The sequence below is a fragment of the Aquipuribacter sp. SD81 genome (assembly GCF_037153975.1).
Taxonomy (GTDB): Bacteria; Actinomycetota; Actinomycetes; order Actinomycetales; family JBBAYJ01; genus Aquipuribacter.
In genome coordinates, this window is record NZ_JBBAYJ010000003.1 from 157,768 (window position 1) to 183,633 (window position 25,866).

General features: G+C 76.2%; 25 protein-coding genes. 18 read left to right on the top strand and 7 right to left on the bottom strand.

Features of this window, described 5'->3' with window-relative positions:
• Window positions 1-61: 61 nt before the first annotated feature.
• Complete coding sequence (locus tag WAA21_RS02905; protein ID WP_336921235.1) at window positions 62-529, top strand: Lrp/AsnC family transcriptional regulator; 468 nt, start codon at window positions 62-64, stop codon at window positions 527-529.
• Here the strand turns inward: WAA21_RS02905 and WAA21_RS02910 are convergent.
• Entirely contained in the window at window positions 492-2,099 is a 1,608-nt protein-coding gene (locus WAA21_RS02910) for a phenylacetate--CoA ligase family protein (protein ID WP_336921236.1), read from the bottom strand. The genes WAA21_RS02905 and WAA21_RS02910 overlap by 38 nt on opposite strands.
• Complete coding sequence (locus WAA21_RS02915; protein WP_336921237.1) at window positions 2,096-3,142, bottom strand: hypothetical protein; 1,047 nt, start codon at window positions 3,140-3,142, stop codon at window positions 2,096-2,098. Before WAA21_RS02915 ends, WAA21_RS02910 begins: the two co-directional genes overlap by 4 nt.
• Before the next feature lie 124 nt (window positions 3,143-3,266).
• Here WAA21_RS02915 and WAA21_RS02920 point away from each other — a divergent pair, with 124 nt between their 5' ends.
• Window positions 3,267-4,478 (top strand): sensor histidine kinase, encoded by a 1,212-nt coding sequence (locus WAA21_RS02920; RefSeq protein WP_336921238.1) that lies wholly within the window; start codon window positions 3,267-3,269, stop codon window positions 4,476-4,478.
• On the top strand, window positions 4,471-5,157 hold the full coding sequence (locus tag WAA21_RS02925) for a response regulator transcription factor (RefSeq protein ID WP_336921239.1): 687 nt from the start codon (window positions 4,471-4,473) through the stop codon (window positions 5,155-5,157). Before WAA21_RS02920 ends, WAA21_RS02925 begins: the two co-directional genes overlap by 8 nt.
• An 11-nt stretch (window positions 5,158-5,168) precedes the next feature.
• Here the strand turns inward: WAA21_RS02925 and WAA21_RS02930 are convergent, their stop codons facing one another.
• Window positions 5,169-6,572 carry a KamA family radical SAM protein gene (locus tag WAA21_RS02930; protein ID WP_442893218.1) on the bottom strand — a complete coding sequence of 468 codons (1,404 nt, stop codon included), beginning with the start codon at window positions 6,570-6,572 and terminating at the stop codon, window positions 5,169-5,171.
• Window positions 6,573-6,654: 82 nt separating this feature from the next.
• Here WAA21_RS02930 and WAA21_RS02935 point away from each other — a divergent pair, with 82 nt between their 5' ends.
• The 8 genes from WAA21_RS02935 to WAA21_RS02970 are packed head-to-tail and all read left to right on the top strand — an operon-like array spanning window position 6,655 to window position 15,628.
• A complete protein-coding gene (locus tag WAA21_RS02935; RefSeq protein WP_336921280.1) occupies window positions 6,655-7,701 on the top strand; it encodes an L-erythro-3,5-diaminohexanoate dehydrogenase in 1,047 nt (348 codons plus the stop codon).
• 10 nt (window positions 7,702-7,711) lie between these two features.
• On the top strand, window positions 7,712-9,388 hold the full coding sequence (locus WAA21_RS02940) for an amidohydrolase (protein WP_336921240.1): 1,677 nt from the start codon (window positions 7,712-7,714) through the stop codon (window positions 9,386-9,388).
• On the top strand, window positions 9,385-11,001 hold the full coding sequence (locus WAA21_RS02945) for a lysine 5,6-aminomutase subunit alpha TIM-barrel domain-containing protein (RefSeq protein WP_336921241.1): 1,617 nt from the start codon (window positions 9,385-9,387) through the stop codon (window positions 10,999-11,001). Before WAA21_RS02940 ends, WAA21_RS02945 begins: the two co-directional genes overlap by 4 nt.
• Window positions 10,998-11,777 carry an OAM dimerization domain-containing protein gene (locus WAA21_RS02950; protein ID WP_336921242.1) on the top strand — a complete coding sequence of 260 codons (780 nt, stop codon included), beginning with the start codon at window positions 10,998-11,000 and terminating at the stop codon, window positions 11,775-11,777. Before WAA21_RS02945 ends, WAA21_RS02950 begins: the two co-directional genes overlap by 4 nt.
• Window positions 11,774-12,163, top strand: a complete 390-nt coding sequence (locus WAA21_RS02955) for a hotdog domain-containing protein (protein ID WP_336921243.1) — start codon at window positions 11,774-11,776, stop codon at window positions 12,161-12,163. The genes WAA21_RS02950 and WAA21_RS02955 overlap by 4 nt, the downstream gene beginning before the upstream one ends.
• Window positions 12,160-13,056, top strand: a complete 897-nt coding sequence (locus WAA21_RS02960; RefSeq protein WP_336921244.1) for an ATP-grasp domain-containing protein — start codon at window positions 12,160-12,162, stop codon at window positions 13,054-13,056. The genes WAA21_RS02955 and WAA21_RS02960 overlap by 4 nt, the downstream gene beginning before the upstream one ends.
• The gene (gene lnt / locus WAA21_RS02965) at window positions 13,053-14,843 is read left to right on the top strand and encodes an apolipoprotein N-acyltransferase (RefSeq protein ID WP_336921245.1); all 1,791 of its coding nucleotides are present in this window, start codon (window positions 13,053-13,055) and stop codon (window positions 14,841-14,843) included. The genes WAA21_RS02960 and lnt overlap by 4 nt, the downstream gene beginning before the upstream one ends.
• The gene (locus tag WAA21_RS02970) at window positions 14,840-15,628 is read left to right on the top strand and encodes a polyprenol monophosphomannose synthase (RefSeq protein WP_336921246.1); all 789 of its coding nucleotides are present in this window, start codon (window positions 14,840-14,842) and stop codon (window positions 15,626-15,628) included. The genes lnt and WAA21_RS02970 overlap by 4 nt, the downstream gene beginning before the upstream one ends.
• Window positions 15,629-15,661: 33 nt before the next feature.
• Here WAA21_RS02970 and WAA21_RS02975 read toward each other — a convergent pair whose 3' ends face one another.
• The 3 genes from WAA21_RS02975 to WAA21_RS02985 all read right to left on the bottom strand — a co-directional run bounded on the left by WAA21_RS02975 (window position 15,662) and on the right by WAA21_RS02985 (window position 18,330).
• Window positions 15,662-16,006 (bottom strand): RNA polymerase-binding protein RbpA, encoded by a 345-nt coding sequence (locus WAA21_RS02975; RefSeq protein WP_336921247.1) that lies wholly within the window; start codon window positions 16,004-16,006, stop codon window positions 15,662-15,664.
• A 114-nt stretch (window positions 16,007-16,120) separates the two neighbouring features.
• Complete coding sequence (locus tag WAA21_RS02980) at window positions 16,121-17,524, bottom strand: MFS transporter (protein ID WP_336921248.1); 1,404 nt, start codon at window positions 17,522-17,524, stop codon at window positions 16,121-16,123.
• Window positions 17,521-18,330, bottom strand: a complete 810-nt coding sequence (locus WAA21_RS02985; protein WP_336921249.1) for a glycerophosphodiester phosphodiesterase family protein — start codon at window positions 18,328-18,330, stop codon at window positions 17,521-17,523. Before WAA21_RS02985 ends, WAA21_RS02980 begins: the two co-directional genes overlap by 4 nt.
• A 60-nt stretch (window positions 18,331-18,390) precedes the next feature.
• Between WAA21_RS02985 and WAA21_RS02990 the strand changes: the two genes are divergently transcribed.
• Together WAA21_RS02990 and WAA21_RS02995 are read left to right on the top strand one after the other, a co-directional pair.
• Window positions 18,391-19,341 (top strand): aldo/keto reductase, encoded by a 951-nt coding sequence (locus tag WAA21_RS02990; RefSeq protein WP_336921281.1) that lies wholly within the window; start codon window positions 18,391-18,393, stop codon window positions 19,339-19,341.
• A gap of 16 nt (window positions 19,342-19,357) precedes the next feature.
• The gene (locus WAA21_RS02995; RefSeq protein ID WP_336921250.1) at window positions 19,358-19,927 is read left to right on the top strand and encodes a hypothetical protein; all 570 of its coding nucleotides are present in this window, start codon (window positions 19,358-19,360) and stop codon (window positions 19,925-19,927) included.
• On the opposite strand, the gene WAA21_RS03000 is transcribed toward WAA21_RS02995, so the two are convergent.
• Window positions 19,888-21,018 carry a cation diffusion facilitator family transporter gene (locus WAA21_RS03000; protein ID WP_336921251.1) on the bottom strand — a complete coding sequence of 377 codons (1,131 nt, stop codon included), beginning with the start codon at window positions 21,016-21,018 and terminating at the stop codon, window positions 19,888-19,890. The genes WAA21_RS02995 and WAA21_RS03000 overlap by 40 nt on opposite strands.
• Window positions 21,019-21,130: 112 nt before the next feature.
• Between WAA21_RS03000 and WAA21_RS03005 the strand changes: the two genes are divergently transcribed.
• The 5 genes from WAA21_RS03005 to WAA21_RS03025 are packed head-to-tail and all read left to right on the top strand — an operon-like array spanning window position 21,131 to window position 25,862.
• The gene (locus tag WAA21_RS03005) at window positions 21,131-21,865 is read left to right on the top strand and encodes a Type 1 glutamine amidotransferase-like domain-containing protein (RefSeq protein ID WP_336921252.1); all 735 of its coding nucleotides are present in this window, start codon (window positions 21,131-21,133) and stop codon (window positions 21,863-21,865) included.
• Window positions 21,862-22,290 carry a helix-turn-helix transcriptional regulator gene (locus tag WAA21_RS03010; RefSeq protein ID WP_336921253.1) on the top strand — a complete coding sequence of 143 codons (429 nt, stop codon included), beginning with the start codon at window positions 21,862-21,864 and terminating at the stop codon, window positions 22,288-22,290. Before WAA21_RS03005 ends, WAA21_RS03010 begins: the two co-directional genes overlap by 4 nt.
• A 5-nt stretch (window positions 22,291-22,295) precedes the next feature.
• On the top strand, window positions 22,296-22,703 hold the full coding sequence (locus WAA21_RS03015) for a VOC family protein (RefSeq protein ID WP_336921254.1): 408 nt from the start codon (window positions 22,296-22,298) through the stop codon (window positions 22,701-22,703).
• Window positions 22,704-22,752: 49 nt separating this feature from the next.
• Window positions 22,753-25,131: an excinuclease ABC subunit UvrA gene (locus WAA21_RS03020; protein WP_336921255.1), complete on the top strand. Its 2,379-nt coding sequence runs from the start codon at window positions 22,753-22,755 to the stop codon at window positions 25,129-25,131.
• On the top strand, window positions 25,128-25,862 hold the full coding sequence (locus tag WAA21_RS03025) for an SDR family oxidoreductase (RefSeq protein WP_336921256.1): 735 nt from the start codon (window positions 25,128-25,130) through the stop codon (window positions 25,860-25,862). The genes WAA21_RS03020 and WAA21_RS03025 overlap by 4 nt, the downstream gene beginning before the upstream one ends.
• Window positions 25,863-25,866 lie beyond the last annotated feature (4 nt).

The window sequence follows — 25,866 nt, forward strand, 5'->3', positions numbered from 1 at the left end:
GCACCGCATCCGACACCAGATCGTTGCCTGCGGCGGCGTCCCGGCTGGCTACTCTGCGGCGGTGACCGCCCCTGACGGCAGAGCCTTCGTCGACGACACCGACCGCGCCATCGTGCGCGCCCTCGCCTCCGACGGGCGCATGTCCTACACCGACCTCGGTCGTCTCACCGGGCTCTCCACGTCGGCGGTGCACCACCGCGTGCGCCGCCTGGAGCAGCGCGGCGTCATGCGGGGCTACCGCGCCGTCGTCGACCCGGCGGCGCTGGGCCTGCAGCTGACGGCGTTCATCGCGCTCACCCCGCTCGACCAGTCCGCCCCGGACGACGTGCCCGAGCGGCTGCGGGACCTCGTGGAGGTGGAGGCCATCCACGCCGTCGCGGGGGAGGCGAACTACCTCATCAAGGTGCGCGTCGACACCCCGCCCCACCTGGAGGACCTGCTGACGGTCATCCGGCAGAAGGCGGGTGTGTCGACGCACACGACGATCGTGCTCAGCACGCCGTACGAGGACCGGCCGCCGCGGGTGTGAGGGTCCGCGCCGCCGGCGCCCGCTCGACGTAGCGCTGCTTGAGGCGCGCGTCGTCGCCGTCGTCGAACGGTGCCTCGCCCGGTCCCACGACGCGCACGGTCGGCAGCACGCGCGCCGGGGCGATGCGGCACGCGTTGTGCAGGTCGCCGTTGCCGGCGCGCAGCCGCGCGAGCACGCGCGCCGACAGCGCCCCGTCGGCCGGGCACTCCGCGCCCGGGGCGTGCTCGACGACGACGTCGAGCCGCGGGGTGGCGTCCGCCTCCTCCCAGCGCAGCAGGCGGAACCGACGGACGGCGGCCGCGAGCGCGGGCTCGGCGTACAGCGCCTCGCGCACCTCGTCGACGGTGACCACCGCGCCGTAGAAGTCGACGGAGGCGTCGGAGCGGCCGCCGTGCAGCAGCAGCGGCAGGTCGGTGGTCGCCAGCGCCAGCAGGTCCTCGCAGCCGTGGGCCCGGAGCACCCGCCGCAGCCGCGGGAGCCGGACCACCGTCCCGAGGTCGTGGATGTCGTAGCGCACCCGCGGCGACAGGGTGCCGCGCCGTGCCACCGTGACGAGCAGCTCGCCGTCGGCCGAGGTCTCGAGCACGTAGTCGAGCGGGTTGTACTGGAACACCATCGGCAGCGGGCCGTCCTCGCGGCCGGTGAGCGCGCGGCGCAGCGCGGGGTCGGCGGCCATCCGGCGCCGCACGGCGACACCGAGGTCGGTCTCGGCCGCGATGTTGATCTCGAGGTCGGACGCGCCGTAGGAGCCGAGCACACGCGTGTAGTGCTGCAGCAGGTGGCTGCGCATGCTCTCGCTGATCGCCTCGCCGCCGAAGCCCGCCGCGACCTCGTAGCGGGTGAGGTCGATGCGGGGGTCGTCGGCGACGTCCTTGAGGAACGGCGGGTAGCCGAGCAGCACGTAGCGGTAGCCGGGGCCGAGCGCGCGCATCGTCTCGACGACCTTGCCGACGTCGGGTCCGGTCGACTTCAGCCTGGTGACGGGACCGAGCGCGGTGGACACGCTCATGCCGGTCGCCCACGCGCCGAGCGAGAAGGCGTTGAGGACGACGGGCACGTCGTCGACCAGGGGCACGCGGGCTGGCCCGCCGCCGCCCCCGAGGGAGCGGGCGAAGGTGGCCTGCAGCAGCACCGAGGTCGCCCGGCGCTCCGCGGCGCCGCGCGCCCAGCTGGTCGGGTGGCCCGTCGAGCCCGACGACTCGTCGAGGCCGAGCCCGCGGGCGGGCAGCCGCCCGCCGCGGCACAGGTCCTCGATGCGGTGCGGGACGACGTAGGACGCCTTGTCGGTGACCGGCAGGCCCGCGAGGTCCCGCGGGGTCCGGGGCGGCCGGGTCCCGGTGGCGGCGAGCAGGTCGCGGTACGCCGGCACCGTGCGGGCCGCGACGGTCGCGGTGCGCCAGGCCCGCAGCCGCCCGCCGTGCCAGCGGAGCCGCTCCGCACCCGGCAGGCGCAGCAGCGGCAGGACGACGGTCCGCGGCGAGCGGCCGAGGAGGGCGAGGGCGGCCTCGAGGCCGTCGGCGAGGACGCGGAACCACAGGGAGCCGAGCCGGCGGGTCGTCGACATGCTCACCGCACCGCCTCGAGCGCGCTGCTGACGACGGTGTCCTCCAGCGGGCGCCGGGGGCTGCGGTGCGGCTCGGCGCTGTGCCCGAGCCGCACGACGAGCCAGGTGGCGAGCCCGTCGGCGGCGGGCTCGCCGACCACCTCGTGGAAGCGGGTGAGGGACCAGGGGCTCGTGACGACGGAGCCGTACGGCTGCAGCTCGACGCCGTGCTCGGTGAGGACGAGCCACACGCGCAGCAGCAGCCGGCCGGCGGCGACCGCGTCCGCCGGGCCGTCGAGCCGGCCGCGCACCCACGCGACGCGCGGGGTGCCCGCGGACGTCGCCCGGCGCACCCGGCGCGCGAGCGCCGCCACCGGACCGCGCCGGAGCAGGCCGGGGTGCGCGAGCACGAGCCGCAGCAGGAGCCCGGGCGTGCCGAGGGCACGCGGACCGAAGCCGTCCCGCGTCGCCCGGGCCGCCCGCTCGCTCGTGCGTACCCACGCCGCGAGCTCGGCGCGCACGGCCGGGGTCGTGAGGTCGGCGACGAGCGCCTCGGTGTCGAGTGCGACCACGCCCGCGACGACGTCGGGCACGGCGGACGTGGCGAGCCGGTGGCCGGCTCCGGCGCACTCCGCCGCGACCAGGCGCAGCACGTGCGCGTCGACGTCGCGGCCGTCGTACGGCAGCCGCGAGGTGCGGCGGCGGTGCAGCAGCGCCGGGTCGAGGTCGGGCACGCGCGACCCGAGCGGCACGAGCCGCAGCCGGGCGACCGGCTGCAGCCCCTCGCCGGCGGCGACGGGTGTCGCGTCCGGACCGCCCTCGAGCTCGACGTCGAGACCGTGGCCGACCGCGTGCGCGGCCACCGACAGGCACTCGAGGTAGACCCCGACCGTCACGTGGCCGAACAGGACCCCCAGCGGGTGCGCGTCGAGGACGGCTGCGCGGTCGAACAGCAGCGTCGCGCGCTCGGGGGAGTCGACGTGCAGGCGCATCGGCTGGGTGTTGTGGGGGGAGGGGTAGCGGGCGGCGACACGCGCGAGGTGCCGCCACAGGGCGTCGGGCTGGTCCATCGTGTGCTCCTGGGTCCGGGGCGGCACCGTGCCGCCCCACGAGCCTCGGCGCCGGCGGCCCCCGCCCGGCAGCGTCGTCGTACCCGACCCGGCTGCGGCTGCTACCCGTCGGAGAGGGGGACGCGTGAGCACTCCTACCTACCCGGGCCTGCGCCTGCCCGACCTCGCCGGGGCCGCGGCGCGGCCCGGCGCCCTGCTGGCCGGCATCCTCGTCGTGCGGTGGTGCGTGTGCGCGTGGCTCGTGCTGCTGCTCGTGCTGGGCGAGGGACGGCTCCACGTCCCCCTCGGGGTGGCCGCGGTGGTGGTGACGGCGGGGTGGACGCTGCTGCTCACGCTGCGCCGGCCGGCGTGGGGCCCGGCGTGGCTCGCGGCGGACCTCGCGCTGTGCGCCGGGCTCCTCGTGGTCGCGGCGGTCGCCCCGTCGCTCGCGACGGTGTACCCCGTCGCCGCCGCGGTGACGTGGGGTGCGGTCCGCGGCGCCCGCGGCGGCGCGCTCGCCGGCGCGGTGCTCGGGGTCGTCTACGTGCTCGCCCACGTCGTCGAGGGGCTCACGCTCGCCGCGGTCGACGAGAGCGTCCTCGACGTCGCCGGCGACGCGTTCAGCCTCGTGCTCGCCGGCACGGGGGTCGGCCTCGTGTCCACCCTCGTCCAGCGCAGCGCGGCCCGGCTGCGGGCGGCCGAGGTCGCGCGGCTGCGGGCGACGGAGGAGGCGGCCCGGCTGGCGGAGCGCGAGGGGCTGGCCCGGGCCGTCCACGACTCCGTGCTGCAGTCCCTCGCGCTCGTGCACAAGCGCGGCCGGGAGCTCGCGGCCGAGCCCGCGCCCGCCCCCGCGGCGGTGCAGGACCTCGCCGACCTCGCCGCCCGCCAGGAGCGGCACCTGCGCGAGCTGCTGCTGCGCAGCCGGCAGGCGCCCGGCGCGGAGGTGCCCCTGCGGGAGGCGCTGCTCGACGTCGCCGCGGGCGTGCCGGGCCTCGACGTGCAGGTGACGACCCTCCTCGGGCGCCCGCTCCCGCCGACCGTGGTGGACGCGGTGGCGGCGGCGGTCGCGCAGTGCCTCGCGAACACCGAGCGGCACGCGGGCACACCGAGGGCGTGGGTCTACGCCGAGGACGAGGGCGAGGAGCTCGTCGTGTCCGTGCGCGACGACGGCGCCGGCTTCGTCCACGACCCGGCCCGGCTGGACCGCGAGGGGCGGATGGGGCTGCGGCACAGCGTCGCCGGCAGGGTCGCCGACCTCGGCGGGCGCACGACCGTCACGAGCACGCCCGGCCGCGGCACCGAGGTGGAGCTGCGTGTCCCCCTGCCGCCCGCGGGCCCGGCCGGGGAGGATGCGTGAGGTGAGCGGACCCGTGCGCGTCGTCGTCGTCGACGACCACCCGATGTGGCGCGAGGGGGTACGCGCCGACCTGGAGCGCGAGGCGGACTTTCTCGTCGTCGCGCAGGCCGGCGACGGTGCGGCCGCCCTCGAGGTGGCCCGTCGCCACCGTCCCGACCTCGTCCTGCTCGACCTGTCGATGCCGGGCATGGGCGGCGGTGAGGTGATCGGCCGCCTGCTCGCGGACGTGCCGGGCGCGCGCGTCCTCGTGCTGAGCGCCTCCGGCGAGGCGCCGGACGTGCTCGCCGCGGTCAAGGCCGGTGCGAGCGGCTACCTGCTCAAGAGCGCGACGGCCGACGAGCTGCGCGCCGCGGCCCGGCAGGTGGTGGCGGGGGAGCCGGTGTTCTCCCCGACCCTCGCCGCGCTCGTGCTCGGGGAGTTCCGTCGCGTCGCCGCGGGCGGCGCGCCCGGGCCGACGGGCCCTGGGCCTGACGACGACGTCGCCCGGCTCACCGAGCGCGAGACGGAGATCCTCCGCTACGTGGCCAAGGGCTACGCCTACCGCGACATCGCCGAGCGGCTCGTGATCAGTGTCCGCACCGTGCAGAACCACGTGCAGAGCATCTTCCGCAAGCTGCAGGTGAGCAGCCGCTACGAGCTCATGCGCCTGGCCGTGGACCGCGGCCTCGACGAGGGCTGAGTCCGAGCCGGTCAGCCGGCGACGAGCTGCCCGAGGCCCGCGTCGAGACGCTGCCGCTCGGCCCACCACCGCTGCCCCTCCTCGGGCAGGGTGTCGATCGGGTCGTAGTACGGGTAGGTGCGCTCCAGCGCGTCCGGGTCCTCGGCCTCCACGGACGTCCGGTAGTTCTTCGTCCACTCGCTGATGCCGCGCACCCGGTCGTAGGAGTGCACCTGGTGCACCCAGCGCTTGCCGACGAACGGCACGTCGCACACGATCCGCGGCGTCGCGAAGCCCGGCAGGTAGCCCATGATCGCGTGCTGCAGCTCCTGGGCCGAGGCGAGCGAGGTCCGCCAGTGCTCGGCGGCCGGGATCATGTCGCACATGTAGAAGTAGTACGGCGTGATCGAGGCCTCGTCCTGCAGCCCGAAGCAGAGGTCGAGCAGCGCCTCCGCGGTGTCGTTGACCCCGCGCATGAGCACGCCCTGGTTGCGGACGTCCCGCACACCCGCCTCGAGCATCGTGCGCGCGGCCTCGGCCACGAGCGGGGTGAGGCTGCTCGCGGCGTTGACGTGCGTGTGGATCGCGAGCGACACGCCGCGCTCGCGCGCGGTCCGCGCGACCCGCGTCATGCCCTCGACGACCGCGGGGGACAGCCAGTGCTGCGGCAGCCCCATGAGCGCCTTGCTCGCGAGGCGCACGTCACGGATGTTGTCGATGCGCAGCACGTCGTCGAGGAACGCCTCCAGGCGCGGCCACGGCATGTTCGCGACGTCGCCGCCGGACACTACGACGTCGCGCACCTGGGGGCTGCGGCGGAGGTAGTCGAGCATGTCCTGCAGCCGGTTCGCCGGCTTGAGCGCGAACTTCAGCTTCTCCACCTGCGGCGTGGAGTTGCCGACGAGGTCCATGCGCGTGCAGTGACCGCAGTACTGCGGGCACGTGGGCAGGATCTCCGCGAGCACCTTCGTGGGGTAGCGGTGCGTGAGGCCCTCGACGGCCCACATGTCGTGCTCGTGCAGGGAGTCGCGGCTCGAGAACGGGTGCGAGGCCCACTCGGTGAAGCGGTCGGACAGCAGCGGCAGCATGTAGCGGCGCACGGGGTCGGCGCGGAACGCCGCCGACCAGTCGGCGCCCGCGGCGGGCAGCCCGTCGGGGCCGGTGCCGGGCACGATCGTGTTGAGCATCTGCGGCGGCAGCAGCATCGACATGGTCGCGCGCTGCTCCTGGTCGGCGACGAGGTCGTCGTAGACGTCGTCGGTGAGCAGGTCGCCCATGACGGCCCGCAGCTGGGCGGCGTTCTTCACGCAGCTCGTGCGCTGCCACTGCACGTCCCGCCACTGCGCCTCGGTGACGTCCCGCCAGCCCGGCATGCGACGCCAGTCGGGCTCGACGAGGGGACGACGGGCGTAGCTGTACGGCTGGGCTGCGGTCACACGCCGAGGATATGGACGATCCTTCCGTCTGTCACGTCACCCACGCACGATGTTTGCGTCTACGCTTCGTCGCGTGGTGGAGATGACGGCGGAGTCCCCTGTCGGGGCGCACCGCGTGCTCGAGCCCGCCGGGGTGCTGCCGCAGGCCGCCGCCCGCCTGGACACACGCCCTGCGCTGTGGCCGGGGGAGGTGCGGGTCCGCGTCGACCGGCTCAACCTCGACGCCGCCAGCGCGCGTCAGCTCCGCGAGGCCGCCGGCGGCGACCCCGACGCGGTGCGCCGGGAGGTGCTCGGGATCGTGCGCAGCCGCGGCAAGATGCACAACCCCGTGACCGGCTCCGGCGGCATGCTGCTCGGCACCGTCGAGGAGGTCGGTCCCGCGAGCCCGCTCGGTCTCGAGGCAGGGCAGCGCGTCGCGACCCTCGTGAGCCTCACCCTCACCCCGCTGCACCTCGACGACGACCTCGAGCGCTGGGACGGCCGCGGCGAGCAGGTGCCGACGAGCGGCCACGCGGTCCTCTTCGCGCGCAGCATCGCCGCCGTCGTGCCCGACGACCTGCCCGAGGAGACCGTGCTCGCCGTCATGGACGTGTGCGGCGCGCCCGCGCTCGTCGACCGGGTCGTGCGCGACCGCGTCGCGCGCGGGCTGCGGTCCGACGTCGTCGTGCTCGGCGCCGCGGGCAAGTCCGGCGCCCTGTCCCTCGCGGCCGCGCGCGCCGCCGGTGCCGGCCGGCTCGTCGGGCTCGTCCCCGTCGAGCACGAGGCGGCCGCCCTGGCGGACGCCGACCTCGCCGACGCCGTCGTCCTCGCCGACGCCCGCGACCCCCTCGCCGCCTCCGCCGCCGTGCAGGAGGCCCTCGGCGGGCACGGCGCCGACGTCACCGTCGTGTGCGTCGACGTGCCGGGCTGCGAGCACGGCGCGGTCCTCGTCACCGACGACGGCGGGACCGTCGTCTTCTTCTCCATGGCGACGTCGTTCAGCGCCGCCGCGCTCGGCGCCGAGGGGCTCGCGGCGGACGTCACCATGCTCGTGGGCAACGGCTACACGCCCGGCCACGCGGCGCTCGCGCTCGACCTGTTCCGGGCCACCCCGGGGGTGCAGCGGCTCTTCCGGGGCCGGACGGCGTGAGGATGGGCGCATGACGAGGACGCTCTACCGCCACGGTGCGGTGTACAGCCCCGCCGACCCCTACGCCCAGGCGCTGCTCGTGGAGGACGGGACCGTCGCGTGGGTCGGCGGCGACGAGGCGGCCGACGCCCTCGCCCGCGACCTGCGCGGGGACGACCGCGTCGTCGACCTCGCCGGGGCGCTCGTGACGCCCGCCTTCGTCGACGGGCACGTGCACACCTTCGACACCGGGCTGCTCGTCACCGGGGTCGACCTCACCGGCGTGCGCAGCGTCACGGAGCTGCTCGACGCCGTCGCCGCCTGGGCGAGGGCCCACCCCGGCCGCCGCGTGCTCGGCCACGGCTGGGACGAGACGCTGCTCGCCGAGCAGCGGGTGCCGACCCCGGAGGAGCTCGAGCGCGCCGCGCCGGACGCGCTCGTCTACCTGAGCCGCGTCGACGTGCACTCCGCGCTCGTGTCCCGACGGCTCGTCGCGGAGTCCGGCGTCGAGGGCCTCCCCGGTCACGACGGCACCGCCCGCGTCGAGCGCGACGCGCACCACCACGCCCGCGCGCACGCGCGAGACGTCGCCGAGCCCGAGCGCACGGCCGCGCACGAGGCGGGTCTCGCGGCCGCGGCCGCCGCCGGCATCGGCACGCTGCACGAGATGTCCGGGCCGTTCATCGGCGGCCCGGACGACCTGCGGGTCCTCGTCGGCGTGGCCGAGCGGGTCGGGGTCCGGCTGCGGCCGTACTGGGGCGAGGCGGCCGAGGACGCCGGGCACGCCCGCGCGCTGCTGGCCGGGCTCGGCCTGCCGGAGCACGTCCGCCCCGGCGGGCTCGCGGGCGACCTGTCCGCCGACGGGTCGATCGGCTCGCGCACGGCCGCTTTCCGCGAGCCGTACGCCGACAACCCGCCCGAGCACGCCGCCCACGCCGGGCACGCGTACCTGTCCGCCGAGGTCATGGCCACCCACGTCGTCGCGTGCGTCGAGGCGGGCGTGCAGCCGGGCTTCCACGTCATCGGCGACGCCGCCCTCGACACCGTGCTCGAGGCCCTCACCCGGGCGCGTGAGGTGCTCGGCGGGCCCCGGCTCGCCGCGGCGCGCCTGCGGCTGGAGCACGTCGAGGCCGCCGACGACGCTCAGGTCGCGGCGCTGGCGGACCTCGGCGTGGTCGCGAGCATGCAGCCGCTGTTCGACGCGCTCTGGGGGGGCGACGCGAGCCTGTACGCGCGCCGCCTCGGGGCCCACCGCCGGCTCAACCGGGTCGGGGCGCTCGCGGGTGCGGGCGTGCCGCTCGCCTTCGGCTCCGACAGCCCCGTCACCCCCCTCGACCCGTGGGGGACCGTGGCGGCGGCGGCGTTCCACCACGACGACGCCGAGCGCGTCAGCGCCCGCGCCGCCTTCGCAGCGAGCACCCGCGGCGCCCACCGGGCCGCCTTCGACGACCGGCACGTGCACGACTCCCTCGGCGTCCTCGTGCCGGGCGCCCCGGCGGACCTCGCCGTGTGGGAGGCGGGGGAGCTCGTCGTGCAGGCGCCCGACGACCGCATCCAGGCGTGGAGCACCGACCCGCGCTCCCGCGTGCCCGCGCTGCCGGACCTCGGCCCGGGCGCCCCCCGCCCCCGCTGCCTCGCGACCGTCGTCGCCGGGCGCACCGTCCACGACACCGGCGACGTGGCCGCCCTGCCAGGAGGAGTCCCGTGACCGACAGCCCGCCCGGGCGGCACCGCCCCCGCCTCGACCTCGACGCCGGCACCGTCGCGCGCGCCCGCGAGCTCGCCCACGCCGCCGCCGCTCCGGTCGTCGACCTCGCCCGCACCCGCACGACCGTCAGCGTCGAGCGGGCGGTGCTGCGCATGGCGGGCCTGGCGGGCGCCGACGCCGACGGCATCCCGTGGGTCAACCACCTCGTCGACGCCGTCCGGGCCGGCACGGGCCTCGAGCACGGCGTCGCCCTGCCGGTGTGGGACGCGCTCGCCCGCGGCGAGGCGCCGGACCTCACGCGGCTCGCGCAGCGCGCCGCGGCCGGGGCCGCGCGCTTCCGGCTGCCCGGGGGCGGCGAGCACCGGGACGCCCTCGCGGGCGCGCGGGCCGCCGCCGCGGCCGGGGTCGCCCGCGTGGACACCGCCCGCGCCGACCGGGAGGCGCTGGTCGGGCGGATCGGCGACCCGCCGCAGCGGCCGTGGATCTACCTCATCGTCGCGACCGGCGACATCTACGAGGACGTCCCGCAGGCGCAGGCGGCCGCCCGCGCGGGCGCCGACGTCATCGCCGTCATCCGCTCCACCGGGCAGTCGCTGCTCGACTACGTGCCCGAGGGCGCGACCCGTGAGGGGTACGCCGGCACGTACGCGACGGCGGAGAACTTCCGCATCATGCGCGCGGCCCTCGACGAGGTCTCGCACGAGGTGGGCCGCTACGTGCGCCTCACCAACTACGCGAGCGGGCTGTGCATGCCGGAGATCGCGACGCTCGCGGGCCTCGCGCGGCTCGACATGATGCTCAACGACTCGATGTACGGGATCCTCTTCCGCGACATCAACCCGGTCCGCACCTTCGTCGACCAGCGCTTCAGCCGCCAGGTCCACGCCCGCGCCGGCATCATCATCAACACCGGCGAGGACAACTACCTCACCACCGCCGACGCCGTGGACGCCGCCCACACCGTCACGGTGTCGCAGCTGCTCAACGAGACCTTCGCGCACGAGGCGGGCCTGCCCGACCCCCTGCTCGGCCTCGGCCACGCGTTCGAGATCGACCCCGAGGTGCCGGAGTCGTTCCGCCTCGAGCTCGCCCACGCCCTGCTCGCGCGCACGCTGTTCCCCGACGCGCCCCTGAAGTGGATGCCGCCGACCCGGCACATGACCGGCGACGTGTTCCGCGGCTACCTGCTCGACGGGTTCTTCAACCTCGTCGGGTCCATGACCGACCAGGACATCCTCCTCGTCGGGATGATGACGGAGGCCGTGGTGACCCCGTGGCTCTCGGACCGCGACCTGGCGCTGCGCAACGTCCGCTACGTCCAGCGCGCGGCCGGGCGGCTGGGTGAGGACTTCGTGCCCGCCCCCGACGGGCTCGTCGCCACGCGCGCCCGGCACGTGCTCTCCGAGGCCGTCGACCTGCTCGAGCGGATCGTCGGCAGCCCCGGCGGGCTGCTCGGCGCCATCGCCGAGGGCACCTTCGGCGGCATGCGCCGCCCCGCCGACGCCGGCCGCGGCCTCGACGGCGTCGTCGAGCGCGCCGACGGCTACGTCAACCCCGTCAGCGAGCTGCTCGAGGCCCGCACGGTGCGCGAGCCCGAGGAGGTGCCCGCGTGAGCGCGCTGCCCGACGGCGTCCCGCCCGTCGTCCGCCCGTACGGGGACACCACCGGCGACGGCATGGTCCAGGTGTCCTTCACCCTGCCGCTGGCGCCCGGCAAGCGCGCCGAGGGGGCCGCCCAGCAGCTCGCGCGGCGCATGGGCATCGACGCGCCGATGGTCGTGCACGCCACCGGCATCGGCGACCGGTACACGTTCTTCGTCGTGTACGGCCCGGTCAGCCACGTCGTCGACGTCGCCGCGGTCGAGGTCGTCGAGCGCGAGTACCCGCTGCTGAGCCCGAAGGAGACCAACGCCGCCGTCCGCGAGCACCTGCAGCGCAAGCTCGTGGTGGTCGGCGCGTGCATCGGCACCGACGCCCACACCGTCGGCATCGACGCGATCCTCAACGTCAAGGGCTGGGCGGGGGAGAAGGGCCTGGAGTACTACCGGGAGATGAAGGTCGTGAACCTCGGCGCGCAGGTGTCGGTGCCGGACCTCGTCGAGCGAGCCCGTGCCGAGCGCGCCGACGCCGTCCTCGTGAGCCAGGTCGTCACCCAGCGCGACGCCCACGTCCACAACACGACGACGATGTCGGCGGCCTTCCGCGAGGCCTTCCCCGCCGAGCGGCGGCCGCTGCTCGTCGTCGGCGGCCCCCGCTTCGACGAGGCCGGGGCCGCGGCCCTCGGTGTCGACCGGGTGTTCGGCCGGGGCACCACGCCGGGGGAGGTCGCGAGCTACCTCGTGCACGCCGTCGCGGCCCGGGCCGCCGCCCGCCGTGAGGTCCCCGCGTGAGCGAGCGGGACCCGCGGCTCGGGACCGTCGTCGTGCACCGCCGCTACGTCCACCACGGCGACGCGCACTACGGCGGGCAGCTCGTCGACGGCGCGTACTCGCTGAAGCTCTTCGGCGACGTCGCCACCGAGCTGTGCGTCCGGACCGACGGCGACGAGGGCCTCTTCGCCGGCTACGACGAGGTCCGGTTCCTCGACGCGGTCCGCGCGGGCGACGTCCTCGAGGTGGTCGCCGAGCTCACCCGGGTCGGACGGCGCAGCCGCGGCGTGCGCTTCGAGGCGCGCGTCGTGTGCCGGGCCGCACCGGAGGTGTCGCCGTCCGCCTCGCGCGTGCTCGAGCCACCCCTCGTCGTCACGACGGCCACCGGTACCGTCGTCGTCCCGTGAGCACCCTCGAGGTCGTGTGGGCGACCTGCGCGGAGGTCCCGGACGGGGACCCCGACGACCGCCTCGCGCTCGACGCCCTGGCCGAGGCCGGCGTCGACGTCCGCTTCCAGGTGTGGGACGACCCCGCCGCCGGCTGGTCGGCACCGACCGTCGTGCGCAGCACGTGGGACTACGCGACCCGGCGGGAGGAGTTCCTCGCGTGGGCGCGCAGGGTGCCCGTGCTGTGGAACCCGGCCCACGTCCTGGAGTGGAACACCGACAAGACGTACCTCGACGAGCTCGCGGCGGCCGGGGTGCCCGTCGTGCCGTCGGCCACCCTCGGCCCGCAGCAGCGCGCGCGCGTCGACGCCGAGGTCGCCGCCGCCCTGGAGGGGGCCGGCAGCGTCGTGGTGAAGCCCACCGTGAGCGCCGGGTCCCGGGACACCCGGCGCCACTCCGCGGCCGACGGCGCCGTCGCGCACGTGCACGCGCTGCTGGACGCGGGCCGCACGGTGCTCGTGCAGCCGTACCTCGACGCGGTCGACACGGCCGGGGAGACCGGCCTCGTCGTGCTGGACGGGCAGGTGTCGCACGCCTTCCGCAAGGGCCAGATCCTCCACGCCGACGCGGCGGCCACCGACGGCCTGTACGCGGTCGAGGACATCCGCGCGAGCGGCGCGACCCCGGAGCAGGCCGCGCTCGCGGACCGGGTGACGCGCTGGCTCGCCGACCGCTTCCCCGGGGCGGCGCCGCTGCTGTACGCCCGCGTCGACACCGTGCCCGGCCCCGACGGCCGGCCGGTGCTGCTCGAGCTCGAGCTCACGGAGCCGTCGCTGTGGCTGCAGGCGCGGCCCGAGGCGACGGCCACGTGGGCGCAGGCCGTCGCCCGTCGGCTGCGTACGCTTCCCCGGTGACGTCGACGAGCACCGAGCCGGGGCCGGCCGCGCCCGCCGCCGGCCCGGTGGGCGAGGTCGACGGCCTCGCGCCGCGCCGGTCGCGGCCGGCCGTGCCGTGGCCCGTCGCCGTGCCGCTCGCCGTCGTCGCGGGCGCGCTGCTCGACGCGGCGTTCCCCGCGGCCGACGTGTGGTGGCTGGCCATGCCCGCGCTCGCCGTCGCCGTGCTGCTGGGCCGTGGCCGCGGCCTCGGCGGGGCCTACGGCCACGGGGTGCTGTTCGGGCTCGGCTTCCTGCTGCCCCACCTGCAGTGGAGCGGGATCTACGTCGGACCCCTGCCGTGGGTGGCGCTCGCCACCGCCGAGGCGCTCCTCCTCGCGCTCGCCGTGCCCGGCTTCGCCCTCGCGTGGCGGGTCGCCGACGCCCGCGGCGGGCGATCGGCGTGGCTGCTGCCGCTGCTCACGTCCTCGGCGTGGGTCGCCGCCGAGGCGCTGCGGGCCCGCTGGCCGTTCGGCGGGTTCGGCTGGGGGCGGCTCGGCTTCTCCCAGGCCGACGGCCCCTTCCTCGGCGTCGCGGCCCTCGGCGGCGTCCCGCTGCTCGGCGCCGCGGTCGTGGCGGTCGCGACCGCGCTGCTGCAGGTGCTCCTGCTCGGCCTCGCCCGCCTCCCGCGGGGCAGCCGCCTCGCCGGACCGGGCCGGCCCGGCGCCGTGCTCGTCGGCGCCGTCGTCACCCTCGGCCTCGTCGCCGCGGGCGCCGTCGCGGGCCTCGCGGCGGCGCGCGGCACCGTGCAGCCGGGTGACGGCACGGCCCGGGTCGCGGCGGTGCAGGGGGACGTGCCACGGGCCGGGCTCGACTTCAACGCCCAGCGCCGCGCCGTGCTCGACAACCACGTGGCGGTCACGCTCGACCTCGCCGCACGGATCGAGGCGGGCGAGGCGGAGCCGGTCGACCTCGTGCTGTGGCCGGAGAACGCCTCCGACATCGACCCGCTGCGCAACGCCGACGCCGCCGCCGAGATCGCCCGGGCCACCGACGCGGTCGGCGTGCCGGTGCTGCTCGGCGGGGTGCTGCAGGGGCCGGGGGAGAACATCACCAACGCGATGCTGCTCTGGGAGCCGGGGACGGGCTTCCGGACCGAGGAGGTGGGCCCCGCCGACGCCGCGCCGGCCGACCCCTCCCCGGACCCGCACGAGGCCGGCTTCTACGTCAAGCAGGCCCTCGCGCCGTTCGGGGAGTACATCCCCTACCGGGACTTCTTCCGGCGCTTCTCGCCCTTCGTCGACCAGGTGACCGACTTCGCGCCCGGCGACCGCAGCGTCGCCATCGGCATGGGCCCCGCGCTGGTCGGGCCCGCCATCTGCTTCGAGGTCGTCGAGGACGACGTCATGCGCCGCCAGGTGCTCGCCGGCGCCGACCTGCTCGCCGTGCCCACGAACAACGCGACCTTCGGCGACACCGACGAGAACCTCCAGCAGCTCGCCATGTCCCGCGTGCGGGCCGTCGAGCACGGCCGCCAGCTCGTGCACATCAGCAACGTCGGCACGAGCGCGGTCGTCGACGTCGACGGCAGCACCGGACGTCGCACGGCGACGTTCGAGCCCGACGTGCTCGTCGACACCGTGACGCTGCGCACCGGCACGACGCCGGCGACGGCCGTCGGCCCGGTGCCCGAGCTCGTGCTCGTCGCAGTCGCGCTGCTGCTCGTCCTCGGGCACGGCGTGCAGTCCCTGCGTCCCGGCCGGAGCACCCGCCCCGTCCGCCCGGCGCCCGCCGCCACCCGCCCCGACGCCCCGGAGGACCCCGCGTGAGCAGCGAGGAGCCGGTGCCCCCGCGCACCGTCGTGTGCATCCCCACGTACGACGAGATCGACTCGCTACCGGGGCTGCTCGACCGGCTGCGCGCCGCCCAGCCGGACGTCGACGTGCTCGTCGTCGACGACGACAGCCCCGACGGCACGGGCCGCTACGCCGACGAGCGCGCCGCGGCCGACCCGCGCGTGCACGTCCTGCACCGCACCAGCAAGGACGGTCTCGGCGCGGCCTACCTCGCGGCTTTCCGGTGGGCGCTCGCGCGCGACTACGACGTCGTGTGCGAGATGGACGCCGACGGCTCCCACGCCCCCGAGCAGCTGCACCGGCTGCTCGCCGCCGTCGCGGCCGGCGCCGACCTCGTCATCGGGTCGCGGTGGGTGAACGGGGGAGAGGTCACCGACTGGCCCGTGCAGCGGCGCCTGCTGAGCCGCGGCGGCAACCTCTACACCCGGCTCGCCCTCGGCACCCACCTGCGCGACGCGACCGCGGGGTACCGGGCGTTCACCGCCCACGCGCTGCGCACCATCCCGCTCGACGACGTCGCCTCCGCCGGCTACTGCTTCCAGGTCGACCTCGCGTGGCGCGCGGTCCGGGCCGGCCTCACGGTCGTCGAGGTCCCCATCACCTTCGCCGAGCGCGCCGAGGGCGTGTCGAAGATGTCGGGCGACATCGTGCGCGAGGCGCTGTGGCGGGTGACGGTGTGGGGCGCGGAGCACCGGGCCGGGCAGCTGCGCCGCCTCGGCGCGAGAGCCCGGACGCACGACGGCCGCGACGGCTCCTGAGGGAGCCGGCGCGGCCGGTGGGTCGCCGGTGGGTCAGGCCGAGCGGGGGAGCTTGCCCTCGCGGAGCAGGGCGAGCCGCTCCTCGAGCAGCTCCTCGAGCTCCGCGATGGTGCGGCGCTCGAGCAGCATGTCCCAGTGCGTGCGCTGCGGGCGCACCGGCTTGGGGTCCGGTCGCGTCGCGTCGCGCAGCAGCGCCTCGGCGCCGCAGCGGCACTCCCACAGGGCCGGGGGCTCGGCCTCGGTCGAGAACGGCACCACGATCGTGTGGCCGTTCGGGCAGTCGTACTCGGCGGGTCGCCGCGGCGCGGGCTGGACCGCCGCGTCCGACTCCATGCTCATGGCCCCCAGCCGGGACCCTCGCAGGCTTCGCTCGGCCATCACGCACCTCCGTCTCGCGAACAGGACCCACGGTGGGTCCGTCTGTGTTACGTCATGGGAACGCCCCGCGGATGCACCCTGTTCCGGTCGACGCACGTGTGAGGAGGCTCACACTCACACGACGCGGGGTGCCTCGTTGCCCGCGTCGGCGATGCCCCGGCGGACGTCGACGCGCGTCAGGAGGAGCCCGCCCACCACGAAGAACACGACGACGGCGAGGATGCTGAGCCGGAACGAGCCGGTCGCCTGCTGCACGACCCCGAACGTGAACGTCCCGAACCACGACGTCCCTCGCTCCGCCGCCTGGTACAGGCTGAAGTACTCCGCCTGCTTGCCGAACGGCACGAGCTGGCTGAACAGCGAGCGGCTGAGCGCCTGCGTGCCCCCGAGGACGAGGCCGATGCCCGCGGCGAGGGCGACGAACAGGCCGAACCGGCCCTCCGGCAGCACGAACGCCGCCGCGACCACGACCGTCCAGACGGCGAGGGACACCAGGATGGTCCGCTTCGCCCCGAGCCGGCGCGCGAGACGGCCGAAGGCGAGCGCGCCGCCGAAGGCGACGAGCTGGACGACGACGATGGCGACGATGAGCTGCTCGGTCGCGAAGCCGAGCTCGACGGAGCCGTAGATGCTCGACACGGCGATGACCGTCTGCACGCCGTCGTTGAAGAGCACGTACGCGCCGAGGAACAGCAGGGTCTGCGGGTAGCGGCGCGCCTCGCGGAAGGTGGCGACCAGCTGGCGCACCGACCCCCGCGCGACGCCTAGCAGACCGCGGCCGGCCTCGTCGGCGCCCACGACGTGGGTGGGCGGGCGGTCCCGCAGCCGCAGGTACGGCACGACCGTGAAGCCGGCCCACCACACGGCGGCCGACAGCAGGCTGAGGCGGACGGCGAGCCCGTCCGGCACGCCGAGCGCGTCGGCGCCGAGCACGAGCCCGAGGTTGACCACGAGCAGCAGGAAGCCGCCGAGGTAGCCGAGCGCCCAGCCCCGGCTCGACACCGCGTCCCGCTCGTCGGGGGTGGCGATGTCGACGAGCACCGCGTCGTACACGGTGAGCGACGCGGCGAGGAACGCGTTGCCGAGCACGAGCAGCGTCGCCCCCAGCGCCCAGTCGTCGCCGGTCACGAGGAACAGCCCCGCCGCGCACGCCGCGCCGGCCCACGCGAGCCGCGCGAGCAGGACCCGGCGCCGGGGCGAGCGGTCCGCGACCGCCCCGACGAACGGCAGCAGGACGGCGATGACGACCGTGGAGATGCTGATGAGGAACGCGACGAGGCTGTTGGGGCTCACCGCGATGAACCCGAGCAGGTCGACGGTGCCCTCGCAGGCGGCGCCGGCCGGCAGGTCGGGGCACGCCGCCGCGGTCGCGACCGCGGTGAGGTACGGCCCCACGAGGACCGTGCCGACCGTCGTGACGTAGGCGGAGTTCGCCCAGTCGTAGACGTACCAGCCGCGCTGCTCGTGCCGGCGGGCCGCGAGGTCCGCCTGCGGGCCGGGCGGGACGACGCGGCTCACCGCCGGGCCCCGCTGCGGCGCTCACCGAGCACGCGGGCGAGCACGTCCGCGCGGTCGCTCATGAGCCCGTCGACGCCGAGGTCGAGCAGGCGGTGCATGTCGGCGGGGTCGTCGACGGTCCACACGTGGACCTGCGCGCCGACGTCGTGGACGACGTCGAGGAGCAGGGGGGTGACGACGCGCACCCCGCGCGCGTGCTCCGGCACCTGCAGGGCGTCCGCGCCGCGCAGGACCGCCCCCACCGCGCGCCGGGCGACGGCCGGGCGGACCCGCGCGAGCCCGACCGCGAGGCGCGCCGCGGCGACCGAGGCGGTGCCGGCCGAGCGGGCGACCCCCGGCACGGCGCGCTGCACCGCCCGGGCACGCCGCCCGTCGAAGGCCGCTACCACCACCCGGTCCTGCGCCGCCGCGCCGCGCACCGCGGCGGCGAGCGGCGCCGCGGCCCGGGCGGTCTTCACGTCGACGTTGAGCACCGTGCCCGGCAGCGCCTCGAGCACCTCCTCGACCCGGGGCACGGCGTGCAGCCCCGCCACCCGGTACCGCGACACCGCCGACCAGGTCAGCTCGTGGACGAGCCCCGGCGTGCCCGTGGTCCGTCGCAGGTCCGGGTCGTGCAGCACGACGGCGACGCCGTCCGCGGTGGCGTGGACGTCGGTCTCCAGGTGCGTGAGACCGAGGTCGACGGCCGCCCGGAAGGCCGCGACGGTGTTCTCCCACGCGTGCCGGCCGTCGGTCCGGTGCTCGTCGGGGGTGTGGCCCCGGTGGGCGAAGCCAAGGGGGACGCCGGCGAGGGCGGGATGCGGCACCTGCGCAGGCTAGGGCGCCGCCGGGCGGCTACGGTCCGGTTCATGGACGACCTCCCCGAGATGACGTACCGGCGGCTCGGCGACTCGGGTCTCGTGGTGTCGACGGTGGGGCTGGGCGGCAACACGTTCGGGGCCCGGATCGACGCCGACGGCACCCGCGACGTCGTGCACGCGGCCCTCGACGCGGGCGTGACCCTCGTCGACTGCGCCGAGCTGTACGGCTCCGAGCCGGGCGAGAGCGAGCGCCTGCTCGGTGCCGCCCTGCGGGGCCGGCGCGACGAGGTCGTGCTCGCGACGAAGTTCGGCCACCCCGACGGCCGGGTCGACGCCCCCGCGTGGGAGGCGCACGGGTCGCGGACGGCGGTCCGGCGCGCCGTCGAGGGGTCGCTGCGCCGGCTCGGCACCGACTGGATCGACCTGTTCCAGATGCACACCCCGGACCCCGCGACCCCCGTCGAGGAGACGCTGGGCGCGCTCGACGACCTCGTGCGCGAGGGCAAGGTCCGCTACGTCGGCTCGTCGAACTTCGCGGCGTGGCAGGTGGTGGACGCCGACCGCGCCGCCGAGCAGCTCGGCACCGAGCGCTTCGTGTCGGCGCAGAACGCGTACAACCTGCTCGACCGCAGCGCCGAGGCGGAGCTCGTGCCCGCGTGCGAGCACGTCGGGGTGGGGCTGCTGCCGTACTACCCGATGGCCTCGGGGCTGCTGTCGGGCAAGTACCGCCGCGGCGAGGCCGCGCCCGAGGGGTCGCGCCTGTCCTCGCCCCGCATGGCGCAGCGGCTCGCGGGCGCCGACTTCGACACCATCGAGGCGCTGGAGCGGCTCGCCGCCGAGCGGGGCGTCGACCTCCTCGCGGTGGCGCTCGGCGGGCTCGCGGCCCAGCCCGCCGTCGCGAGCGTCATCGCGGGAGCACGCACGCCGGAGCAGGTGCGCGCCAACGTGCGGGCGGGGCTGTGGGAGCCCGACGCCGAGGACCTCGCCGCGATCGAGGAGGTCTGCGGCAGGGACTGAGGTGGCGGGTACCGAGGTGTCAGGGACCGAGGTGGCGGGGCGGGTGCGCGCGGGCGACCCGCCCGCGGTCCGGGCGGACGCGTGGGCCGCGGACGCCGCGGCCCTCGCGGCAGCGGGCCGGCGGACGGAGGCGCTCGTGGCGGCCCGCACCGCCCTCGCGCTGCACGAGCGGCTCGACGACGCCGGCGCCGCGACGGCCGACCGGCGGCTCGTGGACGCGCTGAGCGGACCCGACGTCGTGCCGCTGCACGTCGACCTGCCCGCCGGGGACGGCGCCGACCCCCGCGAGGCCGCGGCGGTGTGGGTCGGGGCGCCGGCGGAGCCGGTCCTCGCGATGCTGGGATGGCGCGAGCGCGACGGCGCGCTCGAGGTCGTGCGGCTCGTCGTCCCCGGCACCCGTCGCGGCCGGGCGGCGCTCGCGCCGCTCCTCGGGGCGCTCCCGCGCGAGGTCCCCGTGACGGTCCGCGTGCCCCTGCGCGACCCCGCGGTCGGGCGGGCGGTGCGGCGCGCCGGCTTCGTGGCGACGGGGGAGCGGAGCGGCGGCGGCTACGTGGGCGGTTCCGAGGTCTGGCGCCGCGGGGCCTGAGCGCGCTCTCCGCCGTCGCGGTGGTGGTGGGTGAGGGCGTGCGGGTCGGCCTCGCCGGGCAGGTGCTCCGGGCCGACGTGCACCGTCACGTCGTCGAGGCCCTTCACCCGGTGCAGCAGCTCGTGCCGGGCCGCCTCGGCGATGTCGTGGGCGGCACGCAGCCCGAGCGCGCCGTCGACGGCGATGTCGGCCTCCGCGCGGATCCGGTGACCGGTCCAGCGCATGCGGACGCCCTCGACCCCGCGCACGCCGTCGACGTCCCGCAGCACCCGCTCCGCCGCCGTCACGAGCTCCGGGTCGACGGCGTCGAGCAGGCGGCGCAGCACGTCACGCGCGGCGCCCACGAGGATGACGAGGATCGCGACGGTGATCGCGAGACCGACGAGCGGGTCGGCGAGCGGGAAGCCGAGACCCACGCCGACCGCGCTCAGGAGCACCCCGAGGCTCGTGATGCCGTCGGTGCGCGCGTGGTTGCCGTCGGCGACCAGCGCCGCGGAGCCGATCCGCCGCCCGACGCGTATCCGGTAGACGGCGACCGCCTCGTTGCCGAGGAAGCCGATGACGCCCGCGGCGGCCACCACCCAGGTGTTGGTGAAGGGCTGGGGGTCGGCGAAGGCACGGACGCTCTCGACGGCGACGAGCACGGCGCTGGCGGCGATGAACAGGACGATGAGGATGCCGGCCAGGTCCTCGACCCGACCGAGGCCGTAGGTGAAGCGCCGGGACGGCGGTCGGCGCACCAGCACGAACGCGATCCACAACGGCACCGACGTGAAGGCGTCGGAGAGGTTGTGGATCGTGTCGGCGAGGAGGGCCACCGACCCGCTGAACGCGTACACGACGAGCTGCAGCAGCGCGGTCGCGCCGAGGAGCACGAGGCTCACCTTGGTGGCGCGGATGCCCGCGGCCGACGTGGCGAGCGCGTCGTCGACGGAGTCGGCGTGGTCGTGGCTGTGGGGGCGCCACGCGTGGGTGAGGTGGCCCAGGACGCGCGCGACGCCCGTGCGGTCGGGCTCGTGGCCGTGCCCGTGGCCGTGCCAGTGCTCACGGCCCTGCTCGTGGCCGTGCTCGTGGTCCTGGTCGGCGCCCACGCGCCGATCGTGCCACGCGACGTGGTGGCCCGGGTCGAGGCCGTCACCCGTAGGTGCAGCCGCCTCACGACCGGGGCTTGAGCCGCCGACGCGACGGCGGCAGGGTGTGCCCGTGGCGGACGGCCGGGTCGACGTGGACGGGCGGCGCTCCGGCGCGATCCTGCTGCAGGGCGGCGGGGAGATGCAGCCGGCGTGCCGCGGCATGGACGAGCAGCTGCTGTCGCTCGCGCCGCCCGGTCCCGTGGTCGTGGTGCTCGGGGCCGCGACACCGGGCCCGGACCACGAGCACGCCGCCTCCCGCGCGCGCCGCTGGTACACCGACGTGGCCCGCCGCCCGGTCGAGGTGACCCCGCACCCCGAGGTCGACCTCGACGCCTGCGTCCGGGCCGTCGGCGAGGCGGCCGTCGTCGTCCTGCCGGGCGGGTCGCCCGCCCGCCTGCTGGACGGCCTCACCGGGGACGGCGGCCGGCTCGCACGCGCCCTGTCGGAGGCGCACGCCGGCGGCGCGGCGCTGTCGGGCGCCTCCGCCGGGGCCATGGTCCTGTGCGCCCGGACGGTGCTGCCGGAGCGCCGCGGTGGGCCGGGCCCGGCCGTCACGGCCGGTCTCGGTCTCGTCCCCGGCCTGGCCGTCGTCCACGACGACGGTGCCCGCGAGCCCGTGTGGCGCGACCCAGACGACCCCGTCGGTCCGCGCTGGGGGCTGCCCGAGGCCGGCGGGGCGCTCGTCGTCGACGACACGGTCCGGGCGGTCGGCCGCGGCGCGCCCCGCCTGCTGCTCGCGGGCGCCTCGCAGGTCCTGCCGCGGGAGGCCGTCCCGCTGCCGGACCTGCTCGGGGGGCGGGCGTGAGCGACCTCGCGCTGCTCGCGCTGCTGCGCCGGGTGCGCGACCGGATCGACCGGGACCACGCCGAGCCGCTGGACGTCGAGGCGCTCGCGCGCGACGTCCACCTGTCGGCGGGGTACCTGAGCCGGCAGTTCCGCCTCGCCTTCGGGGAGTCGCCGTACAGCTACCTCATGACGCGGCGGGTGGAGCGCGCGATGGCCCTGCTGCGACGCGGGGACCTGAGCGTCACCGAGGTGTCCGTCGCCGTCGGGTGCTCGTCCCTCGGCACCTTCAGCACCCGCTTCACCGAGCTCGTCGGCGTGCCACCGAGCGTGTACCGGCGCGAGGCGGCGCGCGAGACCGCGGGCATGCCCGCCTGCGTCGCGAAGCAGGTCACGCGACCGGTCAGGAATCGAGAAGCCCGCCGGGCCGCGCGGTCCCTAGCGTGAGCGGCATGGACATCGGACTCCACTCGACCTTCCTGCCGCACGAGGACCCGCACGCCTCGCTCGCCTTCTACCGCGACGTCCTCGGCTTCGAGGTCCGGCAGCAGGTGGAGTACGGCGGGATGCACTGGAACACGGTGGGCCCGGCCTCGCAGCCGGACGTCAACATCGTCCTGCACCCGCCCGGCGCCGACCCTGGTGTCACCGACGGGGAGCGCCGGACCATCCGGGAGATGATGGCCAAGGGCACGTACGCGAGCCTGCTGCTCGCCACCGACGACCTCGACGGCGTGTTCGAGCGGGTGCAGGCGGCCGGTGCGGAGGTCGTGCAGGAGCCGGCGGAGCAGCCGTGGGGCGTCCGCGACTGCGCGCTGCGCGACCCCGCGGGCAACCTGCTGCGCGTGCAGCAGCGATGAGTTCCGGCCCCCGGTCCGGTCGGCAGCGGGGGAGAGGGTGGGAGGCCGCATGAGCACGAGCACGACCACGGACGGCGGGACGCCGCACGCCGCGGACAGCCACGACACGATCCGGGTTCAGGGCGCCCGGGAGAACAACCTCAAGGACGTGAGCGTCGAGCTGCCCAAACGGCGGCTCACGGTGTTCACCGGGGTGTCCGGTTCGGGCAAGAGCTCGCTCGTCTTCGCGACGGTCGCCGCGGAGTCCCAACGCCTCATCAACGAGACCTACAGCGCCTTCGTGCAGGGCTTCATGCCGTCGCTGGCCCGGCCCGAGGTCGACTACCTCGACGGGCTCACCACGGCGATCATCGTCGACCAGGAGCGGATCGGGGCGAACCCCCGCTCCACCGTCGGCACGGTCACCGACGCCAACGCCATGCTGCGGATCCTCTTCAGCCGGCTCGGCGACCCGCAGATCGGCCCGCCGAACGCGTACTCGTTCAACGTGCCGTCCGTCCGGGCGAGCGGGGCCATCACGGTCGAGCGCGGCGGTAAGGCGAAGGCGGAGAAGGCGACGTTCAACCGCCTCGGCGGCATGTGCCCGCGCTGCGAGGGCATGGGCCGCGTCGACGACATCGACCGGACGGCGCTGTACGACGACGAGAAGTCCTTGAACGACGGCGCGCTCACCGTCCCCGGCTACAGCATGGACGGCTGGTACGGCCGGCTGTTCGCGGGCGTCGGGCTGCCCATGGACACGCCGATCCGCGACTTCACCGACGAGCAGCTGGAGACCCTCCTCCACGGTGAGCCCACCAAGATCAAGGTGGAGGGCATCAACCTCACGTACGAGGGCATCATCCCGAAGCTGCAGAAGTCGGTGCTGTCCAAGGACGTCGAGGCGCTGCAGCCGCACGTCCGCGCGTTCGTCGAGCGGGCCGTCGCGTTTTCCCCGTGCCCGGACTGCGAGGGCACCCGGCTCGCACCGGAGGCGCGGTCGTCGCGCATCCGCGGCAAGAACATCGCCGACGTGTGCGCCATGCAGATCACCGACCTCGCGGAGTGGGTGCGGGGGCTCGACGAGCCCGGGGTGGCGCCGCTGCTCGCGGGGCTGCAGCACCTGCTCGACTCCTTCGCCGAGATCGGGCTCGGCTACCTGTCGCTGGACCGGCCGTCGGGGACGCTGTCCGGCGGGGAGGCGCAGCGCACGAAGATGATCCGCCACCTCGGCTCGTCGCTCACCGACGTCACGTACGTGTTCGACGAGCCGACCATCGGGCTGCACCCGCACGACATCGAGCGGATGAACGCGCTCCTGCTCCGGCTGCGGGACAAGGGCAACACCGTGCTCGTCGTCGAGCACAAGCCCGAGACGATCGCCGTCGCCGACCACGTCGTCGACCTCGGGCCGGGCGCGGGCACCGCCGGCGGCTCGATCTGCTTCGAGGGGACGGTCGAGGGCCTGCGGGCGAGCGACACCGTGACCGGGCGGCACCTCGACGACCGGGCCCGGCTGAAGGACACCGTCCGGCAGCGCACCGGCGTCCTGGAGGTGCGCGGGGCCGCCGCGCACAACCTGCGCGACGTTGACGTCGACATCCCCCTCGGCGTGCTGTGCGTCGTGACCGGCGTGGCCGGGTCCGGCAAGAGCTCGCTCGTGCACGGCTCCGTCGCCCGACGCGACGGGGTCGTCGTCATCGACCAGGGCGCCATCCGCGGGTCGCGGCGCAGCAACCCGGCCACGTACACGGGCCTGCTCGAGCCCGTCCGCAAGGCGTTCGCCAAGGCGAACGGGGTGAAACCGGCGCTGTTCAGCTCGAACTCCGAGGGTGCCTGTCCGACGTGCAACGGCGCGGGCGTCATCTTCACCGAGCTCGGGGTCATGGCGACGGTCGAGTCGACGTGCGAGGACTGCGAGGGCCGGCGCTTCCAGGCGGCGGTCCTGGAGTACACGCTCGGCGGGCGCGACATCGCCGAGGTGCTCGCCATGCCCGTCGCCGAGGCCGTCGGGTACTTCTCGACCGGCGAGGCGCGCACGCCCGCGGCGGCGAAGGTCGTCGAGCGCCTCGTCGACGTGGGCCTCGGCTACCTCACGCTCGGCCAGCCGCTCACCACGCTGTCCGGCGGCGAGCGGCAGCGGCTCAAGCTCGCCGTGCAGATGGGGGAGAAGGGGGAGGTGTACGTGCTCGACGAGCCGACGACCGGGCTGCACCTGGCCGACGTCGAGCAGCTGCTGGGCCTGCTCGACCGTCTCGTCGACTCCGGCCGCTCGGTCGTCGTCATCGAGCACCACCAGGCCGTCATGGCCCACGCGGACTGGATCGTCGACCTCGGCCCCGGTGCCGGGCACGACGGCGGCCGCGTCGTGTTCGAGGGGACGCCCGCCGACCTGGTCGCGGCACGGTCGACCCTGACGGGGCAGCACCTCGCCGCCTACGTCGCGTGAGCGTCGACCTGAGGGTCCTCGTCACCGGCGTCAGCCGGTCGGTCGGCATCGCCGCGACGGTCGCCGGTGACCTCGCGGCGCGGGGCTGGCGGGTGGCGGGCGCCGGCTGGCCGGACCACGACGCCGAGCAGCCGTGGGGGAGGGGTGAGCCCGCCGCGACCGACGCGCTGGCGTCGTGGCGGGCGGTCGACCTCGCGGACCCGGAGGCGCCCGCGGCGCTCGTCGCGTTAGCGGTCGAGGACCTCGGCGGCCTGGACGCCGTCGTCGCGGTGCACGCCCGGTCCGCGGCGGGCGACGTCATGAAGGTGGAGGCCGGCGAGCTCGACGCGTGCTTCGCCGTCAACACGCGCGCGTCGCTGCTGCTCGCGCGGGAGGCGCTCGCCGTCGGTGCCCGCCGGGTCGTGCTGTTCACGACGGGGGTGCACCAGCGGCCGATGCCGGACGAGATCGCCTACGCGGCGTCCAAGGCCGCGCTGCAGGGGGTGACCGCCTCGCTCGCCACCACCGCCGCCGCGCTCGGCGCGACCGTCAACTGCGTGAACCCCGGCCCGGTCGACACCGGGTACGCCGACGACGCGACCCGCGGGTGGGTGGCCGAGCGCATGCCCCGCGGGCGCTGGGGCACGCCCGGCGACGTGGCCCCGGTCGTCGCGTGGCTGCTGTCGGAGGACGCGGGGTGGGTGACGGGGCAGACGCTAGACGCCGACGGCGGGTGGGGCGTCCGACCCTGAGCCG

What these genes read in the sequence shown, in the direction of transcription:
- WAA21_RS02915 (WP_336921237.1), bottom strand. Translation starts at nt 3,142, where the DNA reads ATGGACCAGCCCGACGCCCTGTGGCGGCACCTCGCGCGTGTCGCCGCC.
- WAA21_RS02925 (WP_336921239.1), top strand. Translation starts at nt 4,471, where the DNA reads ATGCGTGAGGTGAGCGGACCCGTGCGCGTCGTCGTCGTCGACGACCAC.
- WAA21_RS02935 (WP_336921280.1), top strand. Translation starts at nt 6,655, where the DNA reads ATGACGGCGGAGTCCCCTGTCGGGGCGCACCGCGTGCTCGAGCCCGCC.
- WAA21_RS02940 (WP_336921240.1), top strand. Translation starts at nt 7,712, where the DNA reads ATGACGAGGACGCTCTACCGCCACGGTGCGGTGTACAGCCCCGCCGAC.
- WAA21_RS02975 (WP_336921247.1), bottom strand. Translation starts at nt 16,006, where the DNA reads ATGGCCGAGCGAAGCCTGCGAGGGTCCCGGCTGGGGGCCATGAGCATG.
- WAA21_RS02990 (WP_336921281.1), top strand. Translation starts at nt 18,391, where the DNA reads ATGACGTACCGGCGGCTCGGCGACTCGGGTCTCGTGGTGTCGACGGTG.
- WAA21_RS03015 (WP_336921254.1), top strand. Translation starts at nt 22,296, where the DNA reads ATGGACATCGGACTCCACTCGACCTTCCTGCCGCACGAGGACCCGCAC.
- WAA21_RS03020 (WP_336921255.1), top strand. Translation starts at nt 22,753, where the DNA reads ATGAGCACGAGCACGACCACGGACGGCGGGACGCCGCACGCCGCGGAC.